This is a genomic window from Janthinobacterium sp. CG_23.3, assembly GCF_046115965.1.
GTDB lineage: Bacteria > Pseudomonadota > Gammaproteobacteria > Burkholderiales > Burkholderiaceae_D > Janthinobacterium.
Genome location: NZ_JBJXIB010000002.1, coordinates 48421 through 75356 on the forward strand (window position 1 = coordinate 48421; position 26936 = coordinate 75356).

26 protein-coding genes and 1 other RNA gene are annotated in these 26936 nt (G+C 67.3%); 6 read left to right on the forward strand and 21 right to left on the reverse strand.

Annotation, left to right across the window (positions count from 1 at the left end; genetic code table 11):
• Positions 1 to 3 precede the first annotated feature (3 nt).
• From ftsW to mraZ, 9 genes are read right to left on the reverse strand one after another with little or no spacing between them, the layout of a single operon-like run.
• Positions 4 to 1215 (reverse strand): putative lipid II flippase FtsW, encoded by a 1212-nt coding sequence (gene ftsW / locus ACFDR9_RS01560; protein ID WP_327075849.1) that lies wholly within the window; start codon positions 1213 to 1215, stop codon positions 4 to 6.
• The gene (murD, locus tag ACFDR9_RS01565; protein ID WP_327075848.1) at positions 1215 to 2714 is read right to left on the reverse strand and encodes a UDP-N-acetylmuramoyl-L-alanine--D-glutamate ligase; all 1500 of its coding nucleotides are present in this window, start codon (positions 2712 to 2714) and stop codon (positions 1215 to 1217) included. Before murD ends, ftsW begins: the two co-directional genes overlap by 1 nt.
• A complete protein-coding gene (gene mraY, locus ACFDR9_RS01570; RefSeq protein ID WP_017879197.1) occupies positions 2714 to 3889 on the reverse strand; it encodes a phospho-N-acetylmuramoyl-pentapeptide-transferase in 1176 nt (391 codons plus the stop codon). Before mraY ends, murD begins: the two co-directional genes overlap by 1 nt.
• Before the next feature lie 2 nt (positions 3890 to 3891).
• Complete coding sequence (gene murF / locus ACFDR9_RS01575; protein WP_327075847.1) at positions 3892 to 5310, reverse strand: UDP-N-acetylmuramoyl-tripeptide--D-alanyl-D-alanine ligase; 1419 nt, start codon at positions 5308 to 5310, stop codon at positions 3892 to 3894.
• Positions 5310 to 6851 carry a UDP-N-acetylmuramoyl-L-alanyl-D-glutamate--2,6-diaminopimelate ligase gene (locus ACFDR9_RS01580; protein WP_327075846.1) on the reverse strand — a complete coding sequence of 514 codons (1542 nt, stop codon included), beginning with the start codon at positions 6849 to 6851 and terminating at the stop codon, positions 5310 to 5312. Before ACFDR9_RS01580 ends, murF begins: the two co-directional genes overlap by 1 nt.
• A complete protein-coding gene (locus ACFDR9_RS01585; protein WP_017879200.1) occupies positions 6851 to 8629 on the reverse strand; it encodes a penicillin-binding protein 2 in 1779 nt (592 codons plus the stop codon). The genes ACFDR9_RS01580 and ACFDR9_RS01585 overlap by 1 nt, the downstream gene beginning before the upstream one ends.
• On the reverse strand, positions 8629 to 8901 hold the full coding sequence (gene ftsL, locus ACFDR9_RS01590; protein ID WP_017879201.1) for a cell division protein FtsL: 273 nt from the start codon (positions 8899 to 8901) through the stop codon (positions 8629 to 8631). Before ftsL ends, ACFDR9_RS01585 begins: the two co-directional genes overlap by 1 nt.
• Positions 8898 to 9857: a 16S rRNA (cytosine(1402)-N(4))-methyltransferase RsmH gene (rsmH, locus tag ACFDR9_RS01595; protein ID WP_026133481.1), complete on the reverse strand. Its 960-nt coding sequence runs from the start codon at positions 9855 to 9857 to the stop codon at positions 8898 to 8900. Before rsmH ends, ftsL begins: the two co-directional genes overlap by 4 nt.
• A 9-nt stretch (positions 9858 to 9866) precedes the next feature.
• Positions 9867 to 10295 (reverse strand): division/cell wall cluster transcriptional repressor MraZ, encoded by a 429-nt coding sequence (gene mraZ, locus ACFDR9_RS01600; RefSeq protein ID WP_026133482.1) that lies wholly within the window; start codon positions 10293 to 10295, stop codon positions 9867 to 9869.
• A gap of 2 nt (positions 10296 to 10297) precedes the next feature.
• Between mraZ and ACFDR9_RS01605 the strand changes: the two genes are divergently transcribed.
• Positions 10298 to 10477, forward strand: a complete 180-nt coding sequence (locus tag ACFDR9_RS01605) for a hypothetical protein (protein ID WP_157406998.1) — start codon at positions 10298 to 10300, stop codon at positions 10475 to 10477.
• A 608-nt stretch (positions 10478 to 11085) separates the two neighbouring features.
• On the opposite strand, the gene rnpB is transcribed toward ACFDR9_RS01605, so the two are convergent.
• An RNA gene (gene rnpB, locus ACFDR9_RS01610) (RNase P RNA component class A) lies at positions 11086 to 11441 on the reverse strand.
• A 214-nt stretch (positions 11442 to 11655) separates the two neighbouring features.
• Here rnpB and ACFDR9_RS01615 point away from each other — a divergent pair.
• Entirely contained in the window at positions 11656 to 13359 is a 1704-nt protein-coding gene (locus tag ACFDR9_RS01615; RefSeq protein WP_017879204.1) for a thiamine pyrophosphate-binding protein, read from the forward strand.
• Between the two features lie 55 nt (positions 13360 to 13414).
• Here the strand turns inward: ACFDR9_RS01615 and ACFDR9_RS01620 are convergent, their stop codons facing one another.
• The 11 genes from ACFDR9_RS01620 to ACFDR9_RS01670 form a co-directional block, all read right to left on the reverse strand.
• A complete protein-coding gene (locus ACFDR9_RS01620) occupies positions 13415 to 13960 on the reverse strand; it encodes a hypothetical protein (protein WP_035789054.1) in 546 nt (181 codons plus the stop codon).
• Between the two features lie 158 nt (positions 13961 to 14118).
• The gene (locus ACFDR9_RS01625) at positions 14119 to 15189 is read right to left on the reverse strand and encodes a porin (protein ID WP_017879206.1); all 1071 of its coding nucleotides are present in this window, start codon (positions 15187 to 15189) and stop codon (positions 14119 to 14121) included.
• Positions 15186 to 15449 carry a hypothetical protein gene (locus ACFDR9_RS01630; RefSeq protein WP_157406999.1) on the reverse strand — a complete coding sequence of 88 codons (264 nt, stop codon included), beginning with the start codon at positions 15447 to 15449 and terminating at the stop codon, positions 15186 to 15188. The genes ACFDR9_RS01625 and ACFDR9_RS01630 overlap by 4 nt, the downstream gene beginning before the upstream one ends.
• A gap of 356 nt (positions 15450 to 15805) precedes the next feature.
• Positions 15806 to 16249, reverse strand: a complete 444-nt coding sequence (locus ACFDR9_RS01635) for a nuclear transport factor 2 family protein (RefSeq protein ID WP_409029837.1) — start codon at positions 16247 to 16249, stop codon at positions 15806 to 15808.
• Positions 16246 to 17013: an SDR family NAD(P)-dependent oxidoreductase gene (locus ACFDR9_RS01640; RefSeq protein WP_409029838.1), complete on the reverse strand. Its 768-nt coding sequence runs from the start codon at positions 17011 to 17013 to the stop codon at positions 16246 to 16248. Before ACFDR9_RS01640 ends, ACFDR9_RS01635 begins: the two co-directional genes overlap by 4 nt.
• Entirely contained in the window at positions 17010 to 17612 is a 603-nt protein-coding gene (locus ACFDR9_RS01645; RefSeq protein WP_409029839.1) for a DUF3833 domain-containing protein, read from the reverse strand. The genes ACFDR9_RS01640 and ACFDR9_RS01645 overlap by 4 nt, the downstream gene beginning before the upstream one ends.
• Positions 17613 to 17629: 17 nt before the next feature.
• Positions 17630 to 18886, reverse strand: coding sequence for an MFS transporter (locus ACFDR9_RS01650; RefSeq protein ID WP_409029840.1), 1257 nt, complete (start codon positions 18884 to 18886; stop codon positions 17630 to 17632).
• Complete coding sequence (locus ACFDR9_RS01655; protein WP_409029841.1) at positions 18883 to 19470, reverse strand: chalcone isomerase family protein; 588 nt, start codon at positions 19468 to 19470, stop codon at positions 18883 to 18885. Before ACFDR9_RS01655 ends, ACFDR9_RS01650 begins: the two co-directional genes overlap by 4 nt.
• A complete protein-coding gene (locus ACFDR9_RS01660) occupies positions 19467 to 20726 on the reverse strand; it encodes a class I SAM-dependent methyltransferase (RefSeq protein ID WP_409029842.1) in 1260 nt (419 codons plus the stop codon). The genes ACFDR9_RS01655 and ACFDR9_RS01660 overlap by 4 nt, the downstream gene beginning before the upstream one ends.
• Entirely contained in the window at positions 20723 to 21532 is an 810-nt protein-coding gene (locus tag ACFDR9_RS01665) for a DUF1365 domain-containing protein (protein ID WP_017879213.1), read from the reverse strand. The genes ACFDR9_RS01660 and ACFDR9_RS01665 overlap by 4 nt, the downstream gene beginning before the upstream one ends.
• Entirely contained in the window at positions 21522 to 22814 is a 1293-nt protein-coding gene (locus tag ACFDR9_RS01670) for an NAD(P)/FAD-dependent oxidoreductase (RefSeq protein ID WP_409029843.1), read from the reverse strand. Before ACFDR9_RS01670 ends, ACFDR9_RS01665 begins: the two co-directional genes overlap by 11 nt.
• A 337-nt stretch (positions 22815 to 23151) precedes the next feature.
• On the opposite strand from ACFDR9_RS01670, the gene ACFDR9_RS01675 reads away from it, so the two are divergent.
• The 4 genes from ACFDR9_RS01675 (at position 23152) to ftsX (ending at position 26850) form a co-directional block, all read left to right on the forward strand.
• The gene (locus ACFDR9_RS01675; protein WP_409029844.1) at positions 23152 to 24099 is read left to right on the forward strand and encodes a MerR family transcriptional regulator; all 948 of its coding nucleotides are present in this window, start codon (positions 23152 to 23154) and stop codon (positions 24097 to 24099) included.
• 120 nt (positions 24100 to 24219) lie between these two features.
• Positions 24220 to 25266, forward strand: coding sequence for a signal recognition particle-docking protein FtsY (ftsY, locus tag ACFDR9_RS01680; protein ID WP_409029845.1), 1047 nt, complete (start codon positions 24220 to 24222; stop codon positions 25264 to 25266).
• Positions 25267 to 25270: 4 nt separating this feature from the next.
• Positions 25271 to 25933: a cell division ATP-binding protein FtsE gene (locus ACFDR9_RS01685; RefSeq protein WP_409029846.1), complete on the forward strand. Its 663-nt coding sequence runs from the start codon at positions 25271 to 25273 to the stop codon at positions 25931 to 25933.
• A complete protein-coding gene (gene ftsX, locus ACFDR9_RS01690; protein ID WP_017879218.1) occupies positions 25930 to 26850 on the forward strand; it encodes a permease-like cell division protein FtsX in 921 nt (306 codons plus the stop codon). The genes ACFDR9_RS01685 and ftsX overlap by 4 nt, the downstream gene beginning before the upstream one ends.
• Positions 26851 to 26936 lie beyond the last annotated feature (86 nt).

Here is a 26936-nt window from a genome sequence, read left to right on the forward strand (position 1 = left end):
GTTTCATAATCTGCCACCACGCATCAGCACCCGGTTCTCGTAGTCGATCCTGAGCAGGATCGCCAGGCCGACGCAATTGAACAACACGCCCGAACCGCCATAGCTCATCAGCGGCAGGGTCAGACCCTTGGTCGGCAGCAGGCCAAGGTTGACGCCCATATTAATAAAGGTCTGCACGCCGACCCAGATGCCGATGCCCTTGGCCGTCAGGCCGGCGAAGGTCTGGTCGATGGCGATGGCCTGGCGGCCGATGTCGAAGGCGCGCTTGACCAGCCAATAAAACATGGCGATCACCACCAGCACGCCGGCCAGGCCCAGCTCTTCGCCGATCACCGCCAGCAGGAAGTCGGTGTGCGCCTCCGGCAGGTAGTGCAGCTTCTCGACGCTGCCGCCCAGCCCCACGCCGAACAGTTCGCCGCGGCCGAAGGCGATCAGCGAATGGGTCAGCTGGTAGGCCTTGTTCAGCGCGTTGTCCTCCTGCCACGGGTTCAGGTAGGCGAAAAAGCGCTCGCGGCGGAACGGCGACAGCGCCACGATGGCGACGAACACCGACACCAGCACCGCGCCGATGCCGCCGAACCAGATCGCGTTGATGCCGCCCAGGAACAGGATGCCCATGGCGATGCAGACGATCACGCCGAACGCGCCCAGGTCGGGTTCCAGCAGCAGCAGCAGGCCGACCAGGCCGACCGCGCCGGCCATCGGCATGAAGCCCTTGGTCAGCTTGTGCATGTACTCCTGCTTGCGCACCGTGTAGTCGGCGGCGTACAACACCGCCACCACCTTCATCAGCTCGGACGGCTGCACGTTGAACACCTTCAGCGACAACCAGCGGCGCCCGCCGTTGACCGCCACGCCGATGCCCGGCACCAGCACCAGCACCAGCAGCACCAGGGTGCCGATGAACAGGTAGGGCGCGGCGCGCTGCCAGGTGGCGATGCGGATGCGGAACACGAACAAGCCGGTCATCAGCGAAATGGCGATGAAGGTGGCCTGGCGCGTCAGGAAGTAGGAGTTCTTGTAGTTCGAGAACTTGGGCGAATCGGGCAGCGAGATCGACGCCGAATACACCATCACCATGCCCAGCAGCATCAGCAGCAGGGTCACCCACACCAGCGGCTGGTCGTACTCCATCATCTTCGACTGCCGGGCGTGACTGTCCATCGGCTTGTTCGCCGACGATCCAGAAAAGCTGAATGGCAGTTGCAGGGGCATCAGATATCCTGTCCCTGTTCCAGCGCGATCTCGCGCACGGCGTCGACGAAGACCTCGGCCCGGTGGCCGTAGTTCTTGAACATGTCGAAGCTGGCGCAGGCCGGCGACAACAGCACGGCGTCGCCGGCCTGCGCCAGCTCGCGCGCGCGGCGCACCGCCAGCGGCAGCGTTTCGCAGTCGATCAGCTCGACCCCGGTCTGCGCCAGCGCGGCGCGGATGGCCGGCGCGTCGCGGCCGATCAGCAGCACCGCGCGCACGTAGCGCGCCACCGGCTCGGCCAGCGGGGCGAAGTCCTGGCCCTTGGCCTCGCCGCCGGCGATCAGCAGCAGGCGCTGCTCGGCGCCGCCGAAGCTTTTACCCAGGCCGTTCAGCGCCGCCGCCGTGGCGCCGACGTTGGTGCCCTTGCTGTCGTCGTAGTATTCGACGGCGTTGATGGCGGCCACCAGTTCGACCCGGTGCGGCTCGCCCTGGTATTCGCGCAGGCCGTACAGCAGCGGCGCGAACGGCAGCCCGATGGCGCGGCACAGCGCCAGCGCGGCCAGCGCGTTGGCGGCGTTGTGCTGGCCGCGGATTTTCAGCGCGTCGGCCGGCATCATGTGCTTGGCGATGAAGGGAATCGGCGCCGGCGGCTCGTTTTTCTTGCGCTTGCGCTCGGGCAGGTCCTCGGCCGGGGCCGCGGCCGTCAGCCAGAACACGCCGCGGGCGTTCTCCAGGCCGAAGCTGTCGACCTCGGTCGGCTCGCCGGTGCCGAAGGTGACCACGGTGGCGTCCGGATCGGCCATGCGCATCACGGCGGCGTCGTCGCGGTTGAGCACGCGCACCGTGTGGGCGCCGAAGATGCGCTGCTTGTCGCGCGCGTACGACGCCATGTCGCCGTGCCAGTCGAGGTGGTCCTGCGACAGGTTCAGCACCGTCGCGGCGTCGGCTTGCAAACTAAAAGTCGTGTGTAACTGGAAGCTGGACAGTTCGAGCACCCAGGCCTGCGGCAGCTGGTCCTGTTCCAGCGCCTGGCGCAGCACGTCCAGCGCCGCCGGGCTGATGTTGCCGGCCACGCGCACGCTCAGGCCGGCGCGCTGGCACAGCAGGCCGACCAGGCTGGTGACGGTGGTCTTGCCGTTGGTGCCGGTGATGGCGATCACCTTCGGCGCATAGCCGCGCTCTTCCTTCAGCGCCGCCAGGGCCTGGGCGAACAGCTCGATCTCGCCCCACACCGGGATGGCTTTGGCGGCCGCCGCCGGAATGATGGCGGCCAGCTCGCCCCCGGGCGCCAGGCCGGGGCTGACGGCGATGAAATCAAAGCCCTCGACCAGGCCGGCGTGGAAGGCGCCGCCGACGAATTCGGCCCGCGGCACCGCGGCGCGCAGCGCCGCCAGGCGGGCCGGCTGCTCGCGCGTGTCGGCCACGCGCACCGAGGCGCCGCTGCGCGCCAGCCATTGCGCCATCGCCAGCCCGGATTCGCCGAGCCCCAAAACCAATGCGTGTTTGCCCGAATAGATCATTAGCGTAATTTCAAAGTGGAGAGACCGAACAGGACCAGCATCATCGTAATGATCCAGAAGCGCACCACGACCTGGGTTTCGCGCCAGCCTTTTTGTTCAAAATGATGGTGCAAGGGCGCCATCAGGAAAATCCGGCGACCGGTGCCGAAGCGTTTTTTGGTGAATTTGAACCAGGTCACCTGGGCGATCACCGACAGGGTCTCGACCACGAAGATGCCGCCCATGATGAACAGGACGATTTCCTGGCGCACGATGACGGCCAGCGTGCCGAGCGCGCCGCCCAGCGCCAGCGCGCCGACGTCGCCCATGAAGACCTGGGCCGGATGGGTGTTAAACCACAGGAAGGCCAGGCCGGCGCCGGCCATCGCGCCGCAAAAGATGATCAGCTCGCCGGCGCCCGGAATGTGCGGGATGAACAGGTATTTCGAATAGGTGGCGCTGCCGGTCAGGTAGGCGAACAGGCCCAGCGCGGTGCCGACCATCACGGTCGGCATGATGGCCAGGCCGTCCAGGCCGTCGGTCAGGTTGACGGCGTTGCTGGTGCCGACGATGACGCAATAGGTCAGCGCGATGAAACCCCACACGCCCAGCGGGTAGCTGACGGTTTTAAAGAAGGGCACGATCAAGTCGGCCTTCGGCGGCAAGTCCATCGAAAAGCCCGACTGCACCCAGGCGTAGATCAGGTTCCACACGTTGCTCGCGTTCGGCTCCGAGACCGAGACCGAGAACGCCAGGTAGAAGGCGGCGCCCAGGCCGATCAGCGACTGCCAAAAGTATTTTTCGCCCGAGGCCATGCCGTTCGGGTCCTGCCGCACCACCTTGCGGTAGTCGTCGACCCAGCCGATGGCGCCGAAGCCGAGCGTCACCACCAGCACCGGGTAGATGAAGCGGTTCGACAGGTCGCACCACAACAGCGTCGAGACGCCGATGGAAATGAGGATCAGCAGGCCGCCCATTGTCGGGGTGCCGTGCTTGATCAAATGCGTTTGCGGGCCGTCGGCGCGCACCGCCTGGCCGACCTTCATGCGCGTGAGCATGCGGATCACGGCCGGACCGGCGCCCAGGCCGATCACCAGCGCCGTCATCGTGGCGAACACGGCGCGGAAGGTGATGAAGTTGAAGACCCGCAGCGGGCCTAGGTCTTGTTGAAAGTATTGAGCGAGCCAGAGCAGCATGATTAGTGGGCTTCCTTGTTGTTGTTTTGTGATCCAATCAAATGCTGCACGGCCCGTTCCATCTTCATGAAGCGGGAGCCCTTGACCAATATCGTTGCGTCCGGACCAGCCGCCAGACGCGCAAGATGTACATCTAGCGCCGCCAGCAAATCGTCGAACAGTTCAAAATGCTCCACGTTGGCGCCGCGCAGATGGCGCGCCAGTTCGCCCGTCGCCAGCACGTGCTCGATGCCCTTGGCGAGCGCGTAGTCGGCGATCTCTTCATGGAATTGCCGGCCCTGGCCGCCGACTTCGCCCATGTCGCCGAGCACCAGGATGCGCGGCGCCCGGGCTTGCGCCAGCACGTCGACGGCGGCGCGCACCGAGTCCGGGTTGGCGTTGTAGCTGTCGTCGATGACGGTGGCGCCGCCGGCCGCGCGCTTTTTCTGCAGGCGGCCGTTGACCGGCGCGAACGCCTCCAGGCCGCGCCGGATCGCCTCCGGCGCGACGCCGGCGCCGAAGGCGCAGGCCGCCGCCGCCAGCGCGTTGCGCACGTTGTGCTCGCCGGCCGCCCGCAGGCCGACGAAAAATTGCAGCATAGGCAGGTCGGCGCCGGCGCGCACGCTGACGAACATGTCGCTGCCGAAGTCCTCGGCCGGACGGTGCGTGCAGCTGACGTCGGCGTCTTTGCCCAGGCCGAAGGTGATGCAGCGGCGCGCGCCGGCCAGGGCGCGCCACAATTCGGTAAACTCGTCGCCGTGCGGGAACACCGCCACGCCGTCGGCCGGCAAGCCGGCCAGCACCGCACCGTTTTCGCGCGCCACCGCTTCCACGGTGTGCATGAATTCCTGGTGTTCGCGCTGGGCGTTGTTGACCAGCGCCAGCGTCGGCTCGGCGATCGCCGTCAGCCGGGCGATTTCGCCGGGGTGGTTCATGCCCAGTTCGACGACGGCGGCGCGCTGCCCGGCCGCCAGGCGGAACAGGGTCAGCGGCACGCCGATTTCATTGTTCAGGTTGCCACGGGTGGCCAGGCGGCCGTCTTCGCCGTAGGCCGCCGCCAGAATCGAGGCCAGCATTTCCTTGACCGTGGTCTTGCCGTTGCTGCCGGTGACGCCGATGACCGGCAGCGCGAACTGGCGCCGCCACAGGTTGGCGATGCGCCCCAGCGCCACCAGCGTGTCCGGCACGACGACGGCCGGCAGGGTCCAGCCCCGCGGCAGCCGCTCGACCACCACGGCGGCCGCGCCCTGCCCGGCCACCTGGGCCAGGAAGTCGTGGGCGTCGAAGCTGTCGCCGCGCAGCGCGACGAACAGCGCGCCGGCCCGCACCTTGCGGCTGTCGGTCGAGACGCCGTCGAAGGCCAGCTCGGACTGCGCCGCCGGGCCCGGGGCCAGTACCGCGCCCGGAATCGCCGCCACCAACTGGGCCAGTGTCGCGCGCATCAGTTGGTCCTCATCATGGTCAGCCGCGCCGACAACGCCAGTTGGGCGTGGTCGGTGTCGGAGAACGACAGCTTCTTGCCCTTGATTTCCTGGTAGGCCTCGTGGCCTTTGCCGGCCAACAGGATCACGTCGGCCTTGGCGGCGTGCTTGACCGCCGAGAGGATCGCGCTGGCGCGGTTCTCGATGGCTTGCGTGACCGAAGCCGGATGCCGCGGGTCCATGCCGGCGACGATCTGCGCGATGATGCTGTGCGGGTCTTCGCTGCGCGGATTGTCGCTGGTGACGACGACGTGGTCGGCCATTTGCGCGATGGCGCCCATCTGCGGCCGCTTGCCCGGATCGCGGTCGCCGCCGCAGCCGAACACGCACCACAGCTGGCCGCCGCGTTCCTGCGCCACCTGGCGCAGCGCGGCCAGGGTTTTTTCCAGCGCGTCCGGGGTGTGGGCGTAGTCGACCACGACCATCGGCGCGTCCTGCCCGCCGACCTGCTGCATGCGTCCCGGCGCCGGCGTCAAGGCTTCGATGGCCTCGATGGCGGCGCGCAGGCCGACGCCCTTGGCCAGCAGCGCGCCCATCACGCCGAGCGCGTTGCTGATATTGAAATGGCCGACCAGGCGGGTTTTCACCAGCGCCGAGCCGAATTGGCAGTCGAGGTGGAAATCGGTGCCGGCGTGGCGGCTACGGAACTGGCTGGCGCGCAGCATGCACACGCCGTCCAGGTCCGGCTGGGCCGCCGCGTCGCGCAGGGTGTAGCCGATCAGCGGCAACGCGCCGGCCGGCTTGCCGCGCAGGCGTGCGACCAGGCGCGGGCCCATCTCGTCGTCCAGGTTCAGCACCGCCGTTTGCAGGCCGGGCCAGTCGAACAGGATGGTCTTGGCGGCCTCGTAGGACGGCATGTCGCCGTGGTAGTCCAGATGGTCGCGGGTCAGATTGGTAAACAGCGCGACGTCGAAGTGCATGCCGGCGGTGCGGCCTTGCTCCAGGCCGATCGAGGAAGCCTCGATCGCCACCGCGCCGGCGCCGGCGTCGCGCATCTCGGCCAGGGTGCGCGCCAGCAGCACCGCGTCCGGCGTGGTGTAGCCGGTGGCGTCGAAGGCCACTTCGCCGCGCGGCTTGGCCAGGCCGACGCCGAGCGTGCCGATGACGGCGGTGGCCACGCCCACGCGCGCCAGGGCCTGGCCCAGCCAGACCGCGCTGGAGGTCTTGCCGTTGGTGCCGGTGACGGCGACGCTGAACATGGCGGCGTCGGGCATGCCGTAGCGGGCGTGCGCGATCGGACCGGCCAGGCGTTTCAGCCCGGCCAGCGCCAAGTGCGGCACGCCCCAGGCGGCGTCCCAGGCGAAGTCGGCGCCCTCGTAGACGACGGCGGCGGCGCCCTGGGCGATGGCGGCGGCGATGAAGCCGCGGCCGTCGCCGGCGTCGCCCGGATAGGCGAAGAACACGTCGCCGGCCTTGATGCGGCGCGAATCGGAGGCCAGCTGGCCCCCGGGCGCCGCCTGGGCGATCCACAAACTGATTTCTGGTATGGTCATGTCGGACATTACATTGACTCCGGACCGGCGTTGGCCGGGATAACGATTTCGGTGACGGAGGAGTCCGGCGGTATATTCATCGCGCGCAGCGCGTTGGTGGCCACCGCCGCGAAGGTCGGCGCGGCGACCTGGCCGCCGTAGTGGCCGCCGCTGGTCGGTTCGTCGATCATGACGGCGATGATGAAGCGCGGCGCCGACATCGGCACCATGCCGACGAAGGAACCGATGTATTTGCGCGGCATCGCGTAGCGGCCGTTTTCAACCTTGTAGGCGGTGCCGGTCTTGCCGCCGACGCGGTAACCGGCGACCTGGGCCTGCTTGGCGGTGCCCTTCTCGCCCGACACCACCAGTTCCAGCATGGCGCGCATGTCGGCGGCGGTCTTCGGCTTGATCAGCTGCTGCCCGGCCGGCAGCTCGCTGACCTTCTGGAACGACAGTGGAATGGTGTCGCCGTCGCGGGCGAACATCATGTAGCCGCGCGCCAGCTGGATCAGCGAAACCGAGATGCCGTTGCCGTAGCTCATGGTGGCCTGTTCGACCGGGCGCCAGGATTTATACGGGCGCACGCGGCCGGCGACGGCGCCGGGAAAACCGAACTTCGGCTGCTGGCCGAAGCCGACCTTGGTAAACATTTCCCACATTTCCTGCGACGGCATGCTCAGCGCGATCTTCGAGGTGCCGATGTTGGACGACTGCTCGATGATCTCGGAGACGTTGATGACGCCGTGCGCCTTGGTGTCGGTGATGGTGCGGTCGGCGATGGTGTAGCGGCCGGCGCCGGTGTCGATCAGCGTGGTCGGCTTGACGCGGCCGCTGTCGAGCGCCAGCGCGACCGTAAACGGCTTCAAGGTCGAGCCGGGCTCGAAGGTGTCGGTCATGACGCGGTTGCGCAACTGCTGGCCGGTCAGCTTGCGCCGGTCGTTCGGGTCGTAGCTCGGGTAGTTCGCCAACGCCAGCACTTCGCCGGTGTGCACGTCCAGCACCACGGCGGCGCCGGCCTTGGCCTTGAACTTCTCGACCGCCTCCTTCAACTGCGTGAAGGCGATGTACTGGATCTTGCTGTCGACCGACAGCACCAGGTCCTTGCCGTCGTGCGGTTCGTGGATCGAGCCGATGTCCTCGACGATGTGGCCGAGGCGGTCCTTGATCACGCGCCGGCTGCCGGTGCTGCCGACCAGCGTCTTTTGCTGCGCCAGCTCCATGCTTTCCTGGCCGACGTCCTCGACGTTGGTGAAACCGACCACGTGGGTCATCACTTCGCCCTGCGGGTAGAAGCGCTTGTATTCCTTGCGGGCGTCGATGCCGTCGATGTCGAGCTTGGCGATCTTGTCGGCCACGTCCATCTCGACCTGCCGCTTCAGGTAGACGAAACTGCGGTCGGAGTCGAGTTTTTTGCGCAGCTCGGCCTCGCTCATTTCCAGCAGGCCGGCCAGGGCGCGGATCTTCTCCGGCGGCGAGGCCAGCACGTCGTCCGGGATGCCCCAGATCGCCTTGACCGGCACCGACGAGGCCAGCACCTGGCCGTTGCGGTCGGTGATCTTGCCGCGGGTGGCGGGCAGCTCGATGGTGCGGGCGTAGCGGATCTCGCCCTGCTTTTGCAGGAACTGCGTGGAGACGCCCTGCAACCACAGCGCCCGCCCGCCCAGCGCCGCGAAGGCGGCGAACAGCACGAACAGCACCACCCGCGAACGCCACACCGGCAGGCTCACCGCCAGCATCGGGTTCTTCGAGAACGGCACCCCTTTGGAAGCCGCCACGCGCGAGCCAGTCGCGCCGCCGCCGCGCATCACGGCTCGCCCTGGGTCAGGTACTGGGTGCGCGCCGCCGTCAGCGGCGTCATGTCCAGGTCGCGCCGGGCGATCGCCTCGATGCGCTCGTGCTTGCCGAAGGTCGATTGGTCCAGCTGCAGCTGCGACCAGTCGATGTCGAGCTGGCGCGACAAGGCCTGCGCCCGCTCCAACTCGATGAACAGGTGGCGCGCCTGGTACTGCGCGTTCACCAGCGACAGCGCGCAGCCGACCAGGATGGCCGTCAGCAGCAGATTCAGCTTGCCGCTCATCGGCCGCTCCAGGGCAGGCGCAGCGCGACGCGCATCACGGCCGAGCGCGCGCGCGGGTTGGCGCCGACTTCGGCGTCGGACGGTTTCATCTTGGCGACCAGCTTCATTTCCGGCTGCGGCAGGTCGACCGCGCGGATCGGCAGGCGCCGGTCCGGCTGCGCCACGTTGGCCTTGGAGGCGAAGAAGCGCTTGACCATGCGGTCTTCCAGCGAATGGAAGCTGATCACGGCCATGCGCCCGCCCGGCGCCAGGCAGTCGTAGGCCTGGTTCAAGCCGGTTTCGAGGTCTTCCAGCTCTTTGTTAATGAAAATGCGGATAGCCTGAAAGGTGCGGGTGGCGGGGTCCTTACCCTTCTCGCGGGTTTTGACAACGCCCGCCACGAGGCCGGCAAGCTGTCGTGTGCTTGAAATTGGCTCGACCGCGCGGCGAGCAACAATCGCCTTTGCAATCTGAAAAGCAAACCGTTCTTCCCCATATTCACGTATCACCCTTTCTAAAACCTGTTCGTTCTCCAGCGCCAGCCACTCGGCCGCGGACTGGCCGCGGGTGGTGTCCATGCGCATGTCGAGCGGGCCGTCGTTGCGGAAGCTGAAGCCGCGCGCGGCGTCGTCCACCTGCGGCGAGGAAATACCCAGGTCGAGCAAAATGCCGTCGACCTGGGCGATGCCGCGCGCGGCCAGGCTGTCGCGCATGGTGGCGAAGCTGTCGTGGACGATCTGGAAGCGCGGGTCGGCGATCTGTTCGGCGGTGGCGATCGCCTGCAAGTCCTTGTCGAAGCCGACCAGGCGCGCCTGCGCGCCCAGGCGCGACAGGATCAAGCGGCTGTGGCCGCCGCGGCCGAAGGTGCCGTCGACATAGATGCCGTCGGCGCGCGGGCCGAGCAGATCGAGGGCGTCAACCGCCTCGTCCAGCAGCACCGTACGATGCAGAAATTCCGGCACCGGTAAAGTAGTCATCGCGGAGCCTTAGAAAGAAAAATTGGATAGGACATCGGGGGCGCCGGCGTCGATCGCCTGCTGCTCTTTTTCGGCCAGCTTGGCCGCGTCCCAAATTTCAAAATGCGTGCCCATGCCGATCATCATGACCTCGCGCGCCAGGCCGACGGCGTTGCGCAGCTCGGGCGAGATCAGGACGCGGCCGGCCGAGTCGAGCTCGACGTCGCAGGCGTTGCCGAGGAAGATGCGCTGCCAGGCCCGCGCGGCCATCGGCCAGGCGGCGATTTGCTGTCGGTGGTTTTCCCACACGGGGCGCGGAAAGAACAGCAGGCAGCCGTCCGGGTGTTTGGTCAGGGTCAGGCGGCCCTCGCATTCGATCGACAGCGCGTCACGGTGCTTGGCGGGGATAGACATCCTGCCCTTTGCATCGAGATTGATTGCGGACGCGCCTTGAAACACGAATGACCTTTGACCTCAGAATTATTAACAAGCGGGTGAGCGCGGCGCTGGCGAAGGGAAGTTTTTCTCAAAAAATTCCCACAAAAACACACTTTTTCACACAGTTGCCCACTTTAGAGGATGCCAAGAGGGTGGTCAAGCGCTTTCCTTCTATCGAAACAGTGATTTTATTAATGAAATGAAGGACTTAGCGGATATCCTTGAAGGAGGTCCACATCAAAATATATCCATAAATTAGATACTTATGGAGGATAGTGAATGTGCTACCTCACTTGTGCACATGTGTTTGCCCGCCGTAAACAGCGGAGAGCTCAGCTTGAAAAATATTAAAATTTATACATATAGTTGACTGGGGACAACAATGCGGTCGCGCCGCGGCAGCGCCGGCCGGGACCGGAAAAGCGGGTCGGGGAAGAGTGGTTTTTGGATAGATTCGGCCATTTTACAGCTTTTCAGGACAGCCGGGAGCGCCCTCGTGGACGCGCGCCGAACCTTTTAACCGGGCAAGCCAAGCAGCCGCCGCGAACTGGTTGTATATACAATTTAATGGAAAATATTTGTTTTGGCCGGAAAAAAATGGCCCCGGAAACGAGGCCCCTGACACAGGAAAAGCTAACGGAATACGCCTTTTTGAGGCGATGTTGGGCGCCGCTCGGCGCATCGCCAGCCGGCGCGGCGGCAGCCGCGGCCGCGGCGGGCGCCCACGGCAAAACACCGCTGCCTATATATGTATATGCAGCGGTGTTCGGGCGCCAACCGGCGCGGCCGTGGTGGCGCCGGCGAAGAATTCAAGTGAAGCAGGCCGATAGGCCGGATTTTGTTACGGCGCGTTCCCTTGCGGTTCAGCGCTATGACAGCCATTCCTCTAGGCGCCGAATTACTCCGGCGCTCAAGCTTTCTACCCGCACGCTCCGCGAGCAGCATCATCGCGTGCCTATTTGAAATTGCACCAGGTGGAGGTTACCGCGTTTCACCGTAACTTAATACGCTCGTCTCTGTGGCCCTATTCCTCGCCTTATACCCGCCCGGCTTGCGCCTGACGGGCTTTCGGCGGACGGCCGTTAACCGTCACCCCGCTCTATGGAGTCCGGACCTTCCTCCCGTCGACGCATTACTGCGCCAACCAGCGACTGTCTGGCCTGCTTCACCCGCTATTGTACCCTACCGGACGACCCGCCGCCTTGCGCCGTCCGACAAGCCGCCGGACGTTGGAATATTTAACCTTGATTGTGTTTTTTTAAACTGGTCAAAACTATAATTACGTGTCGCCATTTCAAAAGCCCGGCAAAATCGGCTCGCTTAGAATGGCCTACTGGCGATCATCCGTTCGCCTTCGCGTTTACTTTTTAAAGAGTTGACCATGACGCAACAATCCCGTACCGGCGGCCAGATCCTGGTCGACGCCCTGAAGATCCATGGCGTCGACACCTGCTTTGGCGTACCCGGCGAAAGCTACCTTGACGTGCTCGACGCGCTGCACGACTCCGACATCCGCTTCATCGTCAACCGCCAGGAAGGCGGCGCCGCCTTTATGGCCGAGGCCCACGGCAAGTTGACCGGGCGTCCCGGCATCTGCTTCGTCACCCGCGGTCCGGGCGCCACCAACGCTTCGATCGGCGTGCACACCGCCTACCAGGACTCGACCCCGATGATCCTGTTCATCGGCCAGGTGGGCAACGACTTCATGGACCGCGAGGCCTTCCAGGAGATCGACTACCGCCGCATGTACGGCCAGATGGCCAAGTGGGTCACGCAGATCGACCGCGCCGAGCGCATTCCCGAGTATGTGGCGCGCGCCTTCCAGGTCGCCACCAGCGGGCGCCCCGGCCCGGTGGTGCTGGCGCTGCCGGAGGACATGCTCGTTTCGACCGCCAGCGTGGCCGACACGCGCCGCTACCAGCCGGTGCAGGCGGCGCCGGCGGACAGCCAGATCGCGCGCCTGCGCGCCATGCTGGCAGAGTCCAGGCGGCCGCTGCTGCTGCTGGGCGGCGCCACCTGGACCGGCGCCGCCTGCGCCGATCTGCAGCGCTTCGCCGAGGCCAACGCGCTGCCGGTGGCCTGCGCCTTCCGCTTCCAGGATTTGCTCGACAACGCCCACCCCAACTATATAGGCGACGTCGGCATCGGCATCAATCCGAAGCTGGCCGCGCGCGTGCGCGACGCCGACCTGATCCTGGCGCTCGGGCCGCGCCTGGGTGAAATGACCACCGGCGGCTACACGCTAATCGAAGCGCCGCTGCCGCGCCAGCGCCTGGTCCACGTGCACACCGACGCCGAGGAGCTGGGCAGCGTCTACCAGGCCGAGCTGATGATCAACAGCGGCATGCCGCAGTTGTGCGCGATGCTGGCGGCGATGCCGCCGGTCGACGCCGGCGCCTGGCGCGGCACGGTGGCCGAGGCCAAGGCCGAGTTGGCCGCCTACCAGCAGCGCCCGCCCATCTTCCAGGACGGCAAGGCGCCGCTCGACCTGTGGCAGGTGACCCAGGAAATCATGGCGCAGGCGCCGGCCGACACCATCGTCACCAACGGCGCCGGCAACTACGCGTCGTGGGCGCACCGCTTCTACCGCTACGGCGGCATGCGCACGCAACTGGCGCCGACCAACGGCGCGATGGGCTACGGCCTGCCGGCCGGCGTCGCCGCCAAGATCACCCAGCCCGAGCGCACCGTCATCACCTTCGCCGGCGACGGCGAGTTCATGATGAACGGCCAGGAGCTGGCCACCGCCGTGCAGTACCAGGCCGGCGTCGTCGTCATCGTCTTCAACAACCAGATGTTCGGCACCATCCGCATGCACCAGGAACGCGACTATCCCGGCCGGGTCTCCGGCACCGGGCTGCACAATCCGGATTTCGCGGCGCTGGCGCGGGCTTACGGCGCGTACGGCGAGGTGGTCAACACCACCGAGCAGTTCGGCCCGGCGCTGCGGCGCGCGCTGGCGCACGCCAAAGACCGGCGCCTGCCGGCGCTGATCGAGCTGCGCTACGACGGCAACCTGATCACGCCGAACGCCACGCTGGCGACGATCCGCCAGAACGCCGAGGCGGCGCGCGCGGCCAAGTAAGGCGCGCGGCGGCAATGCCGGGGGCGCCGCGCGGGCGCCGCTACTTATCTATACCTCAGCTGGCCGGCATTTCCACCGGTTCGGCCGGCGCCGGCAACGCCTGCTCGGGCGCGGCCTTGGTTGCCGGACAGGGCTTGCAGGGCTTTAGCTTCGCGCCGAAATCGCTGACCCGCGACAAACGCATCGGCATGCCGGCGTCGCCGTCGCAATAGGCGCCGTCCAGCAGCAGCGTGCGGCCGTCGCGGGAGAACTTGCCGCTGATCTTGCGCTCCTCCTGGTCGGCGGCGGCGACGGTGAACGCCAGCGCGCCGCCGGCGGCGTCGATGGCCACCTCGCTGGCCACCAGCGGCCAGCTCAGGCCGCCGGCGGTGAATTCATAGTAAACGGTATCGACCTCGGCGAAGCGGTGCACGCTGACGCGCTGGCCGCCGATGTCGCCGTTCGACTCCTGCAGGCACAGGTCCGAGTACACCATCACGCCGTAGCGCGGCACGCCCTGCTGGGCCGCCTTCGGCCTGGCCTTGGCCGCGGCAACGCCAACGGCGCTCAACAACAGCACGGCCGCGACAGTGCGGCGGCCGAATCGACGGGTATTTTTCATGGGAGCCTTCGGTTGGGTGGTGGCTGATTTTAACCCGCGCACACGACGCGGCGCAAAATGCAAAACGCGCCGCCGGACCGAAGCCCGACAGCGCGTTTTGTTGCGCCGGGTCCGCGAACGGACCCTGAGCGCTTATTCCAATGTCGCTTACGCGGGAATTAGAACGAGTGACGCATACCGATGTTGAACGCTTTGTCGCCGGTGCCGGCTTCAGTTGCGTTACCGACGGTGTAGCCAGCGTTGCGCTTGTTGTTGATCTTAGCGATCGACGTGTAAGCGCTGGTACGCTTGGACAAAGCGTACGAGTAGCCCAGCGCGAACTGCGTGGCGTCTGCGTTGACGGCGGTTTTGTCATCCTTGCGGATGTACGAAGCCATCACGGTACCGGCCGGGCCAACTGGCACGGTGAAGCCAACCAAGGCTTGCTGGCTGTCGTCCGATGCGCGGCCGATGTTGTTCACGCCAACCAGTTCCTTGCGGCCGCCGAATGCGCTGTTAGCGCCTTCGTCTTTGCCGTAGGCGACGAACGCCTTAGCGACGGTGAAGTCGTAGTTCGCTGCAACCAGGATGTTGCGCGACAGCGTGGTGCTGGTGCGTGGGGCGGTTGCGGTCTGGTCGTTGTTGGTCAGGTTGTACACAACGCGTGCATTCAACGGGCCGTTAGCGTAAGCAACAGCGGCGCCAACTTGACGGCCCGATTTGTTGCTGCCAGCTTGTTCGCCGACGCTGTAGTTGACTTCGCCGGTGAAACCGGCAACTGCTGGCGACACGTAGACGATCGAGTTCTGAGCGCGCTGCGAGGTTGGGAACAGGTTGGTGGCGGTGCCAGCGTAACCTGCGCCGAATGGATCAGCGACTTCGCTCAGTGCTTTGTAGTACGAAGTGTACTGGTTACCCAGGGTAACGGTGCCCAGGTTGGCGCTTTTCAGGCCAACGTATGCTTGACGACCGAACAGGCCGCCTTCTGTCGAGGTACCCTTGTCGACGTTGAAGCCGGCTTCCAGAGCGAAGATCGCTGCCAGGCCGCTGCCCAGATCTTCAGTACCGCGGAAACCCAGACGCGAAGCCGAGCTCACGCCGCTGGTGACTTTGGTGACCGAACCGGCGGCGGCGCCGCGCTCGTTGACGATACCTGCATCAACGGTACCGTAGATGGTGACGTTCGATTGAGCGAAAGCGACGTTGCTGGCGGCTGCCAGAACTGCCAGGGAGATGATCGATTTTTTCATTTTTGTTTCCTTTTATTATTAAAGCAAAATAAATACTGACCGTGCATCTTGTGCTGCGCTTCAAAAGCGCTTTTATGCGTGAGGGCAAGGTCTCCACCTGCCTTACTGCGGCCCCATCCACTCTCGGATGCAAGCTCACATTTGTCGCGGCGCGCGACGGCGCCAGCGTCACCAGATCTGTGCAAGACGAACCACGGCCGCACCAGATCGGCGCGATAGGCACCTGAGGCCGCACTATAAACGACCGATTGTGGTTCCATCAAGTCCAAAGATGTTACGAGTTGTAGCAAAGACTGTATCCGGTACCGCACGCATTGCTGGTGGCGCCCGCGACGGACAGACATCAGGTTCAATAACAAAGGCCAATCGCGTGATCAGTTTTTGCAATTGCGCCAGGGTGTAGGTGACTTCGCAAACGGGACGAAGCATACACTGCATGGAGATTTCTTGCAGAGACCGCTTTCAATTGAACGCGCAATGTGATTTCCCATAGGGAAAACGCGTTGCCGCAGTGTTCGAAAAATGGTCTATTGAGGATAGGATCCCTGGGCTAAGCCGTCGGTGGTGAATAAGCCGCCGGCGCCGCGAAACTTAAGCCAAACTTAAACCCGGAAATTTATCGCCTGGCGGCGTTTTTCAGCAGGCGCATGAAGCCGCCCAGCAGCGGCAATTTCTCGTACAGTTCCTCGGCGGCGTCCCAGTAATCGCGGTGCATCGACACCAGGCCGTCGGCGTCGAAACGGATGTGGGTGGCGCCGCGCACGCACTGCGGCACGCTGACCAGGCGCTTCATGCGGAAGCGGAATTCCCAGGTCAGGAAGGCCTCGTCCGCGCGCCCGATTTGGCTGACGACGCGAAAACCCGGCTCGTACACCTGCACGTACATGTGCTCGAATATATGCACGATGGCGGCGTGTCCGCGCACCTCGTTGAACGGGTCCTTGAAGCTGGCGTCGGGCGCGTAGATGGCGCGCACTTCGGGCACCGTCCGCAAACTCAGGTTCTCGTAAAAATGCACCAGGCGCGCCAGCTCGCCTTCGTAGTTGCGTTCCTCGCTCATAGCCCCGTCACCTTGCGCACCAGCCAAAAATACAGACGATACGGCAGCAGCCGCGCCAAGCGCAAACTGTTGGTGAAACGCTTAGGAAAATGGATGTGGAACTGGCCGCGTTCGACCCCGCGCAGCAGCTCCCAGGCGGCCGCGTCGGCAGTCATCAGCGCCGGCATGTTGAAGTCGTTGGCGGCGGTCAGCGGCGTATCGACAAAGCCGGGATTGATTTGGTAGACGTCGATGCCGCGCGGCTGCAGGTCGAGGTACAGCGACTCGCTCAGGTTGATCAAAGCCGCCTTGGTCGGCCCGTACACCAGCGCCTTCGGCAGGCCGCCGTAACCGGCTACCGAGGCGACGATGCCAAGGCCGCCGGCGCCCTGTTTGAGCAGCACCGGCAGCACCGCGTCGAGGCAGTTGAAGACGCCGCGCAGGTTCAGGTCGATCAGCCGGTTGGCCGCCGCTAGGTCGAAACTGTCGGCGCGCATGTCGTTGTAGCCGCCGGCGAGCACCAGCACCAGGTCGATCCGCGGCCAGCACTCGCACAACTCGTCGCGCGCGCGCAGCACGCTGGCGTGGTCGGTGACGTCGAGCGCCAGCGCCAACGCGCGCGCCCGGCCGCCGCACCCCGCCTCCAGCGGCGCCAGCGTGCGCGCCGACAGGGCCACGTGCGCGCCCTGCTCCAGCAGCAGGCTGGCGAGCGCCGCGCCGATGCCGCTGGAGGCGCCGATCAGCCACACGTGGCGGCCGTCCCAGTGGTCTATTTTGCGGTTCACGGCGGCGTCCCGGCGGGCGCCGGCGGGCGCTTGTCGAACGACAGCGTGACCGCGCCCAGGCCGAAGCCGAACTTGCTCATGGCGGCCCGGTTCAGCATCACGCGTTCGTCGATGAGGAACATCCAGTCCTCGAAATCGACGTTGTAGACCTTGCCGTCGAGCGGCAGCGCCAGCACGTATTTCCAACGCAGCGCGTTGCCCGACACCACCCCGACGGCTTCGCCGACCACGTCAGGCGCGGTGCCGACAAAGCGCCCCGGCGCCGTTTTGCGCAGCGTCCAGACGCGCTTTTGCTTGCTGCCGTCGGCGTAGCTGAAGTCCTCGTCGAGGGTGCCGACGTCGCCTTCCCAGTGGCAGCGCATCACCACCGTGAAGCGCTTGACGAGCGTGCCGGAGCGGTCCTGGAACATGCCGTGCGCGTCGAGCGTGCCGTTGAAGTAGCGCTGCACGTCCAGCAGCGGCGCCTCGGCGGCGTAGTGTTCCGGCCCGACCGGCGTCGAGCAGGCCGTCAGCAGGAGCGCCAGCGCCGCCGCGTGCAGCGCGCCGGCGAGTTTTTTCAGCGTCGTGCCGGCCGGTTTGGTGGAAGTTTTCAGCGTCATGCAGGTCTCCGGTAAATTCAACAATCGCGCAACGGCGCGCGCCACAGCAGCGCCGCCGCCAGCAGTTTCAAGGCGCACGGCAGCAGCGCGTAGGCCGCCGCCAGGGCCGTCGTCGGGCCGTCCTGGCCGGGCCGGTAGCCGAGCCATTGCAGCAGCGGCAGGGCGATGCCGGCCGCCAGCGCCAGGTTCATTTGCACGCCCCAGTTCCACCAGCCGAAATAGGCCGCCTCGCGCCGCCCGCTGTGGCCGGCGCGGGCGATCACCCCGGCCAGCAGCGCCGGCGGCAGCGCCAGGTCGGCGCCCAGCGTCAGACCCGACAGCAGGCAGATGGCGCCGAAGCCGAGCGCGGCGCCGGCGCCCAGCGCGTAGGCCCAGACGAACACCAGCGCCGACAGCAGCATGCCGCCGACCCAGGCGCGGGCCTCGCCGAAACGCCGCGCCAGCGCCACCCACAGCGGCATCGAGGCCGCCGCCGCCGTGAAGTACAAGATCAGGAACAGGCCGGCGTGGCGCCCGAGGCGCAGCCGGTCTTCGGCGAAAAACAGGAACAGCGTGGCGGGAATCGCCGCCGCGACGCCGTTCACCAGCAGCACCGCGAACAGCGCGCGAAACGCCGCGCCGCCGAACGGCGCCGCCAGCGCCGAGCGGCCCGGCGCGCTCGCCGTCGCCACGTGCGCCAGCGCCGGCGCGGGCGGGCGCGGCGCGCGCGCCAGCAGCAGCGCCCCGGCCAGCAGCAGGCAGGCGCCGAACGCCAGCGTCAGGCCGTCGTAGCCGAGCCAGGCGGCCAGGCCGGCCGCGGCGATGACGCCGAGCAGGCCGCAGCCCTCCCTGACTGCCGTCACGCGGCCGCGCTCGCCGGCCGCCTGCGTCAGCGCCGCGCCCCAGCTCTGGTGCGCGATGGTGGCCAGCCCGAGGCCCGCGTACACCAACAGCAGCGCCAGCAAAAACCAGCCGAGCGCGCCGGCGCCGCCCAGCGCCGGCGGGTGGAACAGCGCGCCAAAGCCCAGCAGCAGCGGCGCCAGCGCCAGACCGACATAGCGCGCGTACGGGCGCCGCGCCCGTTCCATCCAGGCGCCCAGCGCCGGGTCGACGAAGGCCGCCAACACCCGCACGGCCAGCAGCGCCAGTCCGATGGCGGCCAGGCTCAAGCCGCCGCGGCCGGCGTAGAACTGCGGCGCGTAGACGTACACCGGCAGCGCCACCATGGCCAGCGGCAGGCCGAACAGCCCGTAGTTGAGCAGCGCCGCCGGCGCCAGCGGCCGCGGCGCGCTCATCGGCGCGGCGCGGCGTCCAGCAGCAGCGCCTCGCGCAGCTCGCCGGCGCTGCTGGCGGGGTCCAGCCAGATCGCGAAGAAGGCCCGCGCGAAGGCCGCGTCGGGCACCTCCGCGAGCGCTTTGCCGTCGAGGTAGAAGCGGGCGCCGGCGCCCGGCAGGTAGGCGCCGCTGATGTGCGTGCCCTCTTGCACGTCGGGAAAGATGCGCTCCATGGTTTGCAGCCACGCCTGGCGCTGGGCCGCGCTGCCGGCGCCGATTTTGCGCATCTGCTCGACGCTGGCGGCGGCGATGCTGGCGCCGTCGAGCGCGCGCTGGTAGCGCAGGTCGAGCACGAACGGCGCCGCCTCGGGCGCGCCGCCGCGATACCCCTGCTCGCCAACCCACAACTGGGCGTGGTAGATTTTCAGGCCGAACCAGCTGTAGCCGCCCTGCCCGGCCAGCCGCGCTTGCGGCAGCGCGCGCGCGATGTGCGCGGCCGGCGCCGACTGCGCCGGCTGCGCGGAGACTGCCTCGGCGGCGACCGCCGACGCGCCCGGCGGCGCCGCCAGCAGCCACGCCAGTGCAGCCAGCGCGGCCGTTCTCATTGCTTCACCAGCGTGAACTGCATCACGTCGGTGTTGCCGGCGCAGAAGGCGGCCTCGCAATAAGCCAGGTAAAACTCCCAGGTCAGCACGAAGCGGCCGTCAAAACCCTGCTGTTCCAGAGCGGCGCGCCGGGCGCAGAAGCCGGCGCGCCACTGGCGCAGCGTCTCGGCATAGTCGGGGCCGAAGCGGAACTCGTCTTCCACGCGCAGGCCGTGCTCGGCGGCGCAGCGGCGGAACTCGGACGGCGACGGTAGCATCCCGCCGGGGAAGATGTATTGCTGGATGAAGTCGGTGCCCTTGCTGTAGCGCTCGAACAGTTCGTCGGCGATGACGATGGTCTGGATGCAGGCGCGCCCGCCGGCCTTCAGGTTGCGCGCGACGCAGGCGAAATAGCTCGGCCAGTAGCGCTGGCCGACCGCCTCGAACATCTCGATCGAGGCGACGGCGTCGTACTCGCCGGCGCTGTCGCGGTAGTCGCACAGTTTCAGGTCGGCGCGCCCGGCCAGGCCGGCGTCGGCCAGGCGCGCCTGCGCGTAGGCCAGCTGCTCGGTCGACAGCGTCAGGCCGGTGACGTGGGCGCCGTGCTCGCGCGCGGCGGTCTCGGCGAAGCCGCCCCAGCCGCAGCCGATTTCCAGCACGCGCGCGTCCGGCGCCAGTTGCAACTGGCGCGCGATGCGGCGGTACTTGGCCATCTGCGCGCGTTCCAGGTCGAGGTCCGGGACAGCGCCGGCGGCGCGCTCGAACAGCGCGCTCGAGTACGTCATCGACGGGTCCAGCCAGAGCCGGTAGAAGGCGTTGCCGATGTCGTAATGGGCGTGGATGTTCTTCTTGCTGCCGGCGCGGGAATTGCGGTTCAGCAGATGCTTGACGCGGTACAGCAGGCTGCCCCACCAACTGCCGTAGACCAGCGCCTCGATCCCGGCGCGGTTGCGCGCCAGCAGCTCGATCAGGCCCGCCAGGTTGTCGCTGCGCCAGTCACCGGCGATGAAGGTTTCGGCGAAACCGATGTCGCCGGAGCGCAGCGCCGCGCCGCACAGGTTCCAGTTTTTTAGTTCCAGCGTGACCGGGAACGAGCCGTCGCCGTACAACTGGCAGGCGCCGTCGGGGGTTTTCAGCAGCAGCGCGCCGTGCTTGAGCGCGCCCAGCATTTTCAAGATCAGGCGGCTCGCGGCCGGCATTGCGCGGCCGTCGAGCTTGACGTGGGCGTCGGCGGCGGCCAAGCCGGTGGCCTGGGTGGGCAGGGAGTCGGAGCTCATCGGGATACCTTGTGTGCGGGTGGGGCGGGTTTCGGAAAAAAGGGCACGCGCCGCAGCCACAGCCGCAGCGCCTGCCAATGGATCTTGGCGACGACGCCAAAGCTCATCAGCGGATAGGCCAGGAAGGCGCCGGCCACGGCCAGGTCGCCGCTGCCGCAGTCGCGCCCGGACAGGCTGGTTTGCAGCAGCGCCCCGTTGTCGTCGTCGTAGTCGACGCAGGCCAGGTGCCGTTCGCATGGCGCGCCGTGGCGCGGCCGCGGCGCGCGCATGAAGCGGAAGCGGTAGCCGCCCTGCACCTGGCAAAACGGCGAGACGTGGAAGATTTTGCGGGCGCTCAATTCGGCGCCGTAGGGGATCGCCGCGCCGGTTTCAAGCAGGTATAGGTGGCGTTCGCCGAAGGTGTTGCGCACGTCGCACAGCACGGCGCGCAGGGCGCCGTCGGCGCGGTGGCAAAACCAGAAGCTGATCGGGTTGAAGACGTAGCCGAGCACGCGCGGCATGGTTTGCAGCCAGATTTCGCCGTCGGCGTCGGCCACGCCCTCGCCGCGCAGCAGCGCGTCGATCCAGGCCAGCAGCGGCTGGGCGCCGTCGCCGTGGTCGCGGTCGCGAAACGACAGCAGGTTGAAGCGGTTGCGCGACAGCAGGCGCGCGCCGAAGCCGGCCTCGCCCATGCTGCGCAGCGGCAGGCGCAGGTAATAGATGCCGTAGCTGAAAAAATGCGCGCGCGGGCGCAGGCGCTTGTGGCGCACCTGGCCGACGCACAACTGCGGCGCGTTGGCGCCGGCCGGGGCGGGTTCAGGCCGCATAGTCGAGCGCCGCCGTCCGCGCCAGCGCCATCGCCACCGCCAGGCCGGACTTCAGGCCGTCCTCGTGGAAGCCGTAGCCGGTCCAGGCGCCGGCGAACCAGGTGTGCTGGCGGCCCTGGAACGTGGCCAGGCGGGCCTGGGCGGCCACCGCCGCAGCGTCGAACACCGGGTGCGAATAGGCGAACTCGCCATGCACCTGGGCCGGGTCGGGCTCGTCGAGCGGATTGAGCGAGACGATCACCGGGCGGCACCGCGGCAGCGGTTGCAGCAGGTTGATCAGGTAATGCACGCACACCTGCGGCGTGGCGCCGGCGCGGCCCTGGTAGTTCCAGGCCGACCAGGCCTTGCGGCTGGCCGGCAGGCAGCCGGTGTCGGTGTGCAGCACGGCCCGGTTGGGCTGGTAGCGGATCGCCTCCAGCACCGCGCGCTCGTCGTCGCGCACGTCGCCCAGCAGCGCCAGCGACTGGTCGCTGTGGCAGGCCATCACCACGTGGTCGAAATGCTCGGTGCCGGCGGCGCTGCGCAGCGCCACCGAGCGGGCGCCGTCGCCGCCGAGCCGGCGCACCGACAGCACCGGGCTGGCCAGGCGCCGGTCGGGAATGCCGGCCAGCAGCTTCTCGACGTAGACGCGCGAACCGCCGCGCACGGTGCGCCACTGCGGCCGGTCGCTGACCCGCAGCAGGCCGTGGTTGTGGCAAAAGCGGATGAAGGTCGACAGCGGGAACGCCAGCATCTGTTCGGCCGGGCACGACCAGATGCAGGCGGCCATCGGCAGCAGATACCAGTGGCGGAAGGTGGCGCCGTAACCGTTGGCGTCGAGGAAGGCGCCGAGCGGGACATCGGGCGCGGCGCCGGCCAGCGCCAGCGCGCCGGCCTGGCGGTTGAAGCGCAGGATGTCGCGCAACATGCGCAAAAATCGCGGGCGCAGCAGGTTGCTCCTTTGCGCGAACACCGTGTCGAGGCTGCCGCCGGCCCATTCCAGCACGCGCGCCCCGGCGCCGGCGCCGACCGGCATCTTGACCGAGAACGACATGTGGCTGTCGACCGCCTCGACGTCGAGCTGCTCGAACAGCTTGACCAGGTTCGGATAGGTGGCGTGGTTGAACACCAGGAAGCCGGTGTCGACCGCGTGGGTGACGCCGTCGAGGCGCAGGTCGACCGTATGGCTGTGCCCGCCAAAATACGCGCCCGCCTCGAACAGCGTGACCTCCTGCCCCGCCTGCACCAAACGATAGGCACACGATAAACCTGAAATTCCGGCACCAACGACTGCTATTTTCATTATATCCGCCATAAAAACCTATTTTGTCCAGGACAAAACGCCTTCCTATCGCATAATCCAGCAAACGTTAATGAAAGTCAATTTTGTCTGGCGGCGTCGGTGGTAGCGCGCTTCACCGGTATATACGCGGCAGTGCTGAGCGTCGGATTCAACTATTTGCAGCCATGCAACAAAATGCGGAGTGCGCGCAGGGCCGTGCCGGAGAGCGACGCCGGCGCCGCCTGCGCCTGCCGTATAGAAAAAGGTAAAATGCCAATCCCATCCAGCGTGGATGTATTTATTAGCAGGCCGGGCCAGGCCGCGCGCCCCCGGCGGGCCGATCCGGCCGCAGCACCTTATGGACACTGACATTCCACCCTTAGCCGTAGCGAGCAGCATCAGCGATGTCGAACGCGACACCGGCCTGGCCAAGGAAACCCTGCGCGTGTGGGAACGCCGCTACGCTTTCCCGCAGCCGCGGCGCGATCCCTTCGGCGAGCGCGTGTATCCGGCCGAGCAGGTGGACAAGCTGCGCCTGGTGAAGCGCTTGCTCGACCTGGGTTTCCGCCCCGGAAAAATCATCGGCCACAGCAGCGCGCAACTGCAGGCGCTGGCCGAACAGAACGCCGGCGCCGCGCGCGCCGGCGCCGCGCCGCCCGACCCGCGCGTACGGCACTGCCTGGCGCTGTGCCAGGGCCACGATATGGAGGCCCTCGGCGCGGCGCTGCTGCAGGCGCTGCCGGAGATGGGTTTGCGCGACTTCGTCACCGCGCTGGCGGCGCCGTTGACGACCCTGGTCGGCGACACCTGGGCCTGCGGCCAACTGGCCGTGTTCGGCGAGCACCTGTATACGGAATTGCTGCAAAGGGTGTTGCGCCACGCGATTTTTTCGATGCCGCGGGCGGCCCGGCCCGGCCCGCCCGCGCCGCGCATTCTGCTGACCACGCTGCCGCAGGAGCGCCACGGCCTGGGCCTGCTGATGGCCGAGGCGCTGTTCCTTGCCGAGGGCGCGCATTGCACCTCGCTGGGCGTGCAGACGCCGCTGCAAGACATCGTCGACGCCTCGCTCAGCCAGCGCAGCGACGTGATCGCGCTGTCGTTTTCCGGCGCGATGAACGCGCGCCAGGCCGCCGACGGCCTCGGCGAACTGCGCGCCCGGGCGCCGGCGGGCGTCGAACTGTGGGCCGGCGGCAGTTGCCTGGCCCTGCAAAAGCGCCCGCCCGCCTTCGTCCGCGTGCTCGATCTGGCGCAGGTCGCGGCCGCGCTGGCCGACTGGCGCCGGCGCCACCGCGGCGCGCCGGCATAATGTTGCCAAATGAAACAAGGCGGCGGCGGCCCGGCGGCCCGCTCTGGTAGAATAGCCGCTGTCGATTCACCCGCCCGGCGCCGCCGGGCCTGCGCTTGAAGCGTCCCCAACCACACTCCCATGTTTAGTTTCTTCAAGAAAAAACCAGCCCCCACCCACGTTGCACCGCAACCCGCCGAGATCGCCGCGCCCGTTGCCGCCGCCCCGGCCGCGCCCACGCCCGCCGTGGTCGCGCCGATCGCCGCCAGCGCCAGCCTTGACGCCGTCAAGAAGCTGAGCTGGATGGCGCGCCTGAAGAGCGGCCTGTCGAAGACCTCGTCGACGTTGAGCGTGCTGTTCGTCGGCGCCAAGATCGACGACGACCTGTACGAGGAGCTGGAGGCGGCGCTGCTGATGTCCGACGCCGGCATCGACGCCACCGCCTTCCTGCTCGGTGAGCTGAAAAAACGCGTCAAGGAGGACAAGCTGCTCGACGCCGCCGCCGTCAAGGCCGCGCTGAAGGTCTTGCTGACCGAGCTGTTGCTGCCGCTGCAAAAACCGTTCGAGCTGGGCCGCCACCAGCCGCTGGTGATGATGATCGCCGGCGTCAACGGCGCCGGCAAGACCACCTCGATCGGCAAGCTGGCCAAGCACATGCAGGCCAACGGCCAGTCGGTGCTGCTGGCCGCCGGCGACACCTTCCGCGCCGCCGCGCGCGAGCAGTTGATGGTCTGGGGCGCGCGCAACAACGTCACCGTGATTTCGCAGGAGTCGGGCGACCCGGCCGCCGTCGCCTTCGACGCGGTGCAATCGGCCAAGGCGAAGAAAATCGACGTCGTCATGGTCGACACCGCCGGCCGCCTGCCGACCCAGTTGCACCTGATGGAAGAATTGAAGAAGATCAAGCGCGTCATCGGCAAGGGCATGGAGGGCGCGCCGCACGAAATCCTGCTGGTGATCGACGGCAACACCGGCCAGAACGCGCTGACCCAGGTCAAGGCCTTCGACGACGCGCTGCAACTGAGCGGCATCGTCATCACCAAGCTCGACGGCACGGCCAAGGGCGGCGTGCTGGCGGCGATCGCCCGGGTGCGCCCGGTGCCGGTGTACTTCATCGGCGTCGGCGAGCAGATCGAGGACTTGCAACCCTTCGTGGCCGCCGAATTCGTCGAAGCGCTGCTCGGATAAGCCGATGATCGAATTCGAGCACGTCAACAAACAATATTCCCCCGACGCCACGGCGCTGAGCGACATTTCGCTGTCGGTCGCGAAAGGCGAGCTGGTGTTTTTGGCCGGCCCGTCCGGCGCCGGCAAGTCGACGCTGCTGAAGATGATCGCGGCGATGGAGCGCCCCACTTCCGGGCGCGTCATCGTCAACGGCCAGGACATCGGCAAGATCAAGCCGGCCGGCGTGCCCTTCCTGCGCCGCAACCTGGGCTTGATCTTCCAGCAGCAACGCCTGCTGACCGACCGCTCCATCCTGGCCAACGTCATGCTGCCGCTGCTGGTCACCGGCGCCTCCAAGGTCCAGGCCGAGCAGCGCGCCCGCGCCGCCCTGGACAAGGTCGGCCTGCTGGAACGCGCGCTGGCGCGGCCGCTGGCGCTGTCCGGCGGCGAACAGCAGCGCGTGGCGATCGCCCGCGCCATCGTCAACCGGCCGCAGATCATCCTGGCCGACGAACCCACCGCCAACCTCGACCGCGCCAGCGCCGACAAGGTGCTCGACGCCCTGAAAGCCTTCCATTCGGTCGGCGTGACCTGCCTGATCTCGACCCACGACGAACAGGTGATCGAATCGGCGGCGCGCGTGATCCAACTGAAACTAGGCCACATCGTCAGCGGGGAGGACGCATGAAAAGCTGGTTCCGCCAACACGGCTTCGCGCTCGGCTCGGCCCTGATCCACCTGCGCAAGGCGCCCGGCAGCTTCGTCTTCAACATCTTCGTCGTCGCCATCGCGCTGGCGCTGCCGTTCGCCGGCGTGACCTTGCTCGACAACGTGCGGCCGATGTCGGAGCAGATGTCGGTCGACCCGGAATTGAGCCTGTTCCTGCAACCGGGCGTGCCGCGCGAGCAGGCCGTGGCGATGGCGCCGGCGCTGCGCCGCGTGCTGGCCGACGGCAAGGCGAAAATCGTCTTCGTGCCGCGCGAGCAGGCGCTCGACGCGCTGAAGAACAAGAGCGGCCTGAGCGACGTGCTCGACACGCTGGGCGACAACCCGCTGCCCGACAGCTACGTGCTCAAGCTCGACGCCTTCAAGAACGCCGCCGACGCCGGCCGGGTCGACGCCGTCGCCGAGCAACTGCGCGCGCTGCCGGGCGTCGATTCGGTGCAGGTCGATTCGGCCTGGGTCAAACGCCTGGCCGCGCTGCTGGGCGTGCTGCGCCTGGCGCTGCTGCTGCTGGCGGTGACGCTGGGCACGGTCGTCATCGCCGTGGTGTTCAACACCATCCGCCTGCAAGTGATGACGCAGCGCGACGAGATCAGCGTCTCCAAGCTGATTGGCGCCACCGACACCTTCATCCACCGGCCGTTCTACTACACCGGCGCGCTGCTGGGCCTGTGCGCCGGCGGCGTCGCGCTGGGCGCGGTGGCGCTGGCGTTGCGGCCGTTGAACGTCGCCATCGCCGAATTCGCGCGGCTGTACGCGTCGGAATTCCAATTGGCGCCGCTGGAGCCGCTGGCGATGGCCGGCCTGCTGGCGCTCAGCGCCGGCCTGGGGCTGGTCGGCGCCGTGCTGTCGGTGCAACGCCACCTGGCGCGGCTGAATTAATGGCGCGCCGGCAACGCTGAAAAAAACCGCGGCGCCGGTGCGCCGCGGCGCTGCGCACATTCCCGCCCTTTCTTAAGCCAGTCTTC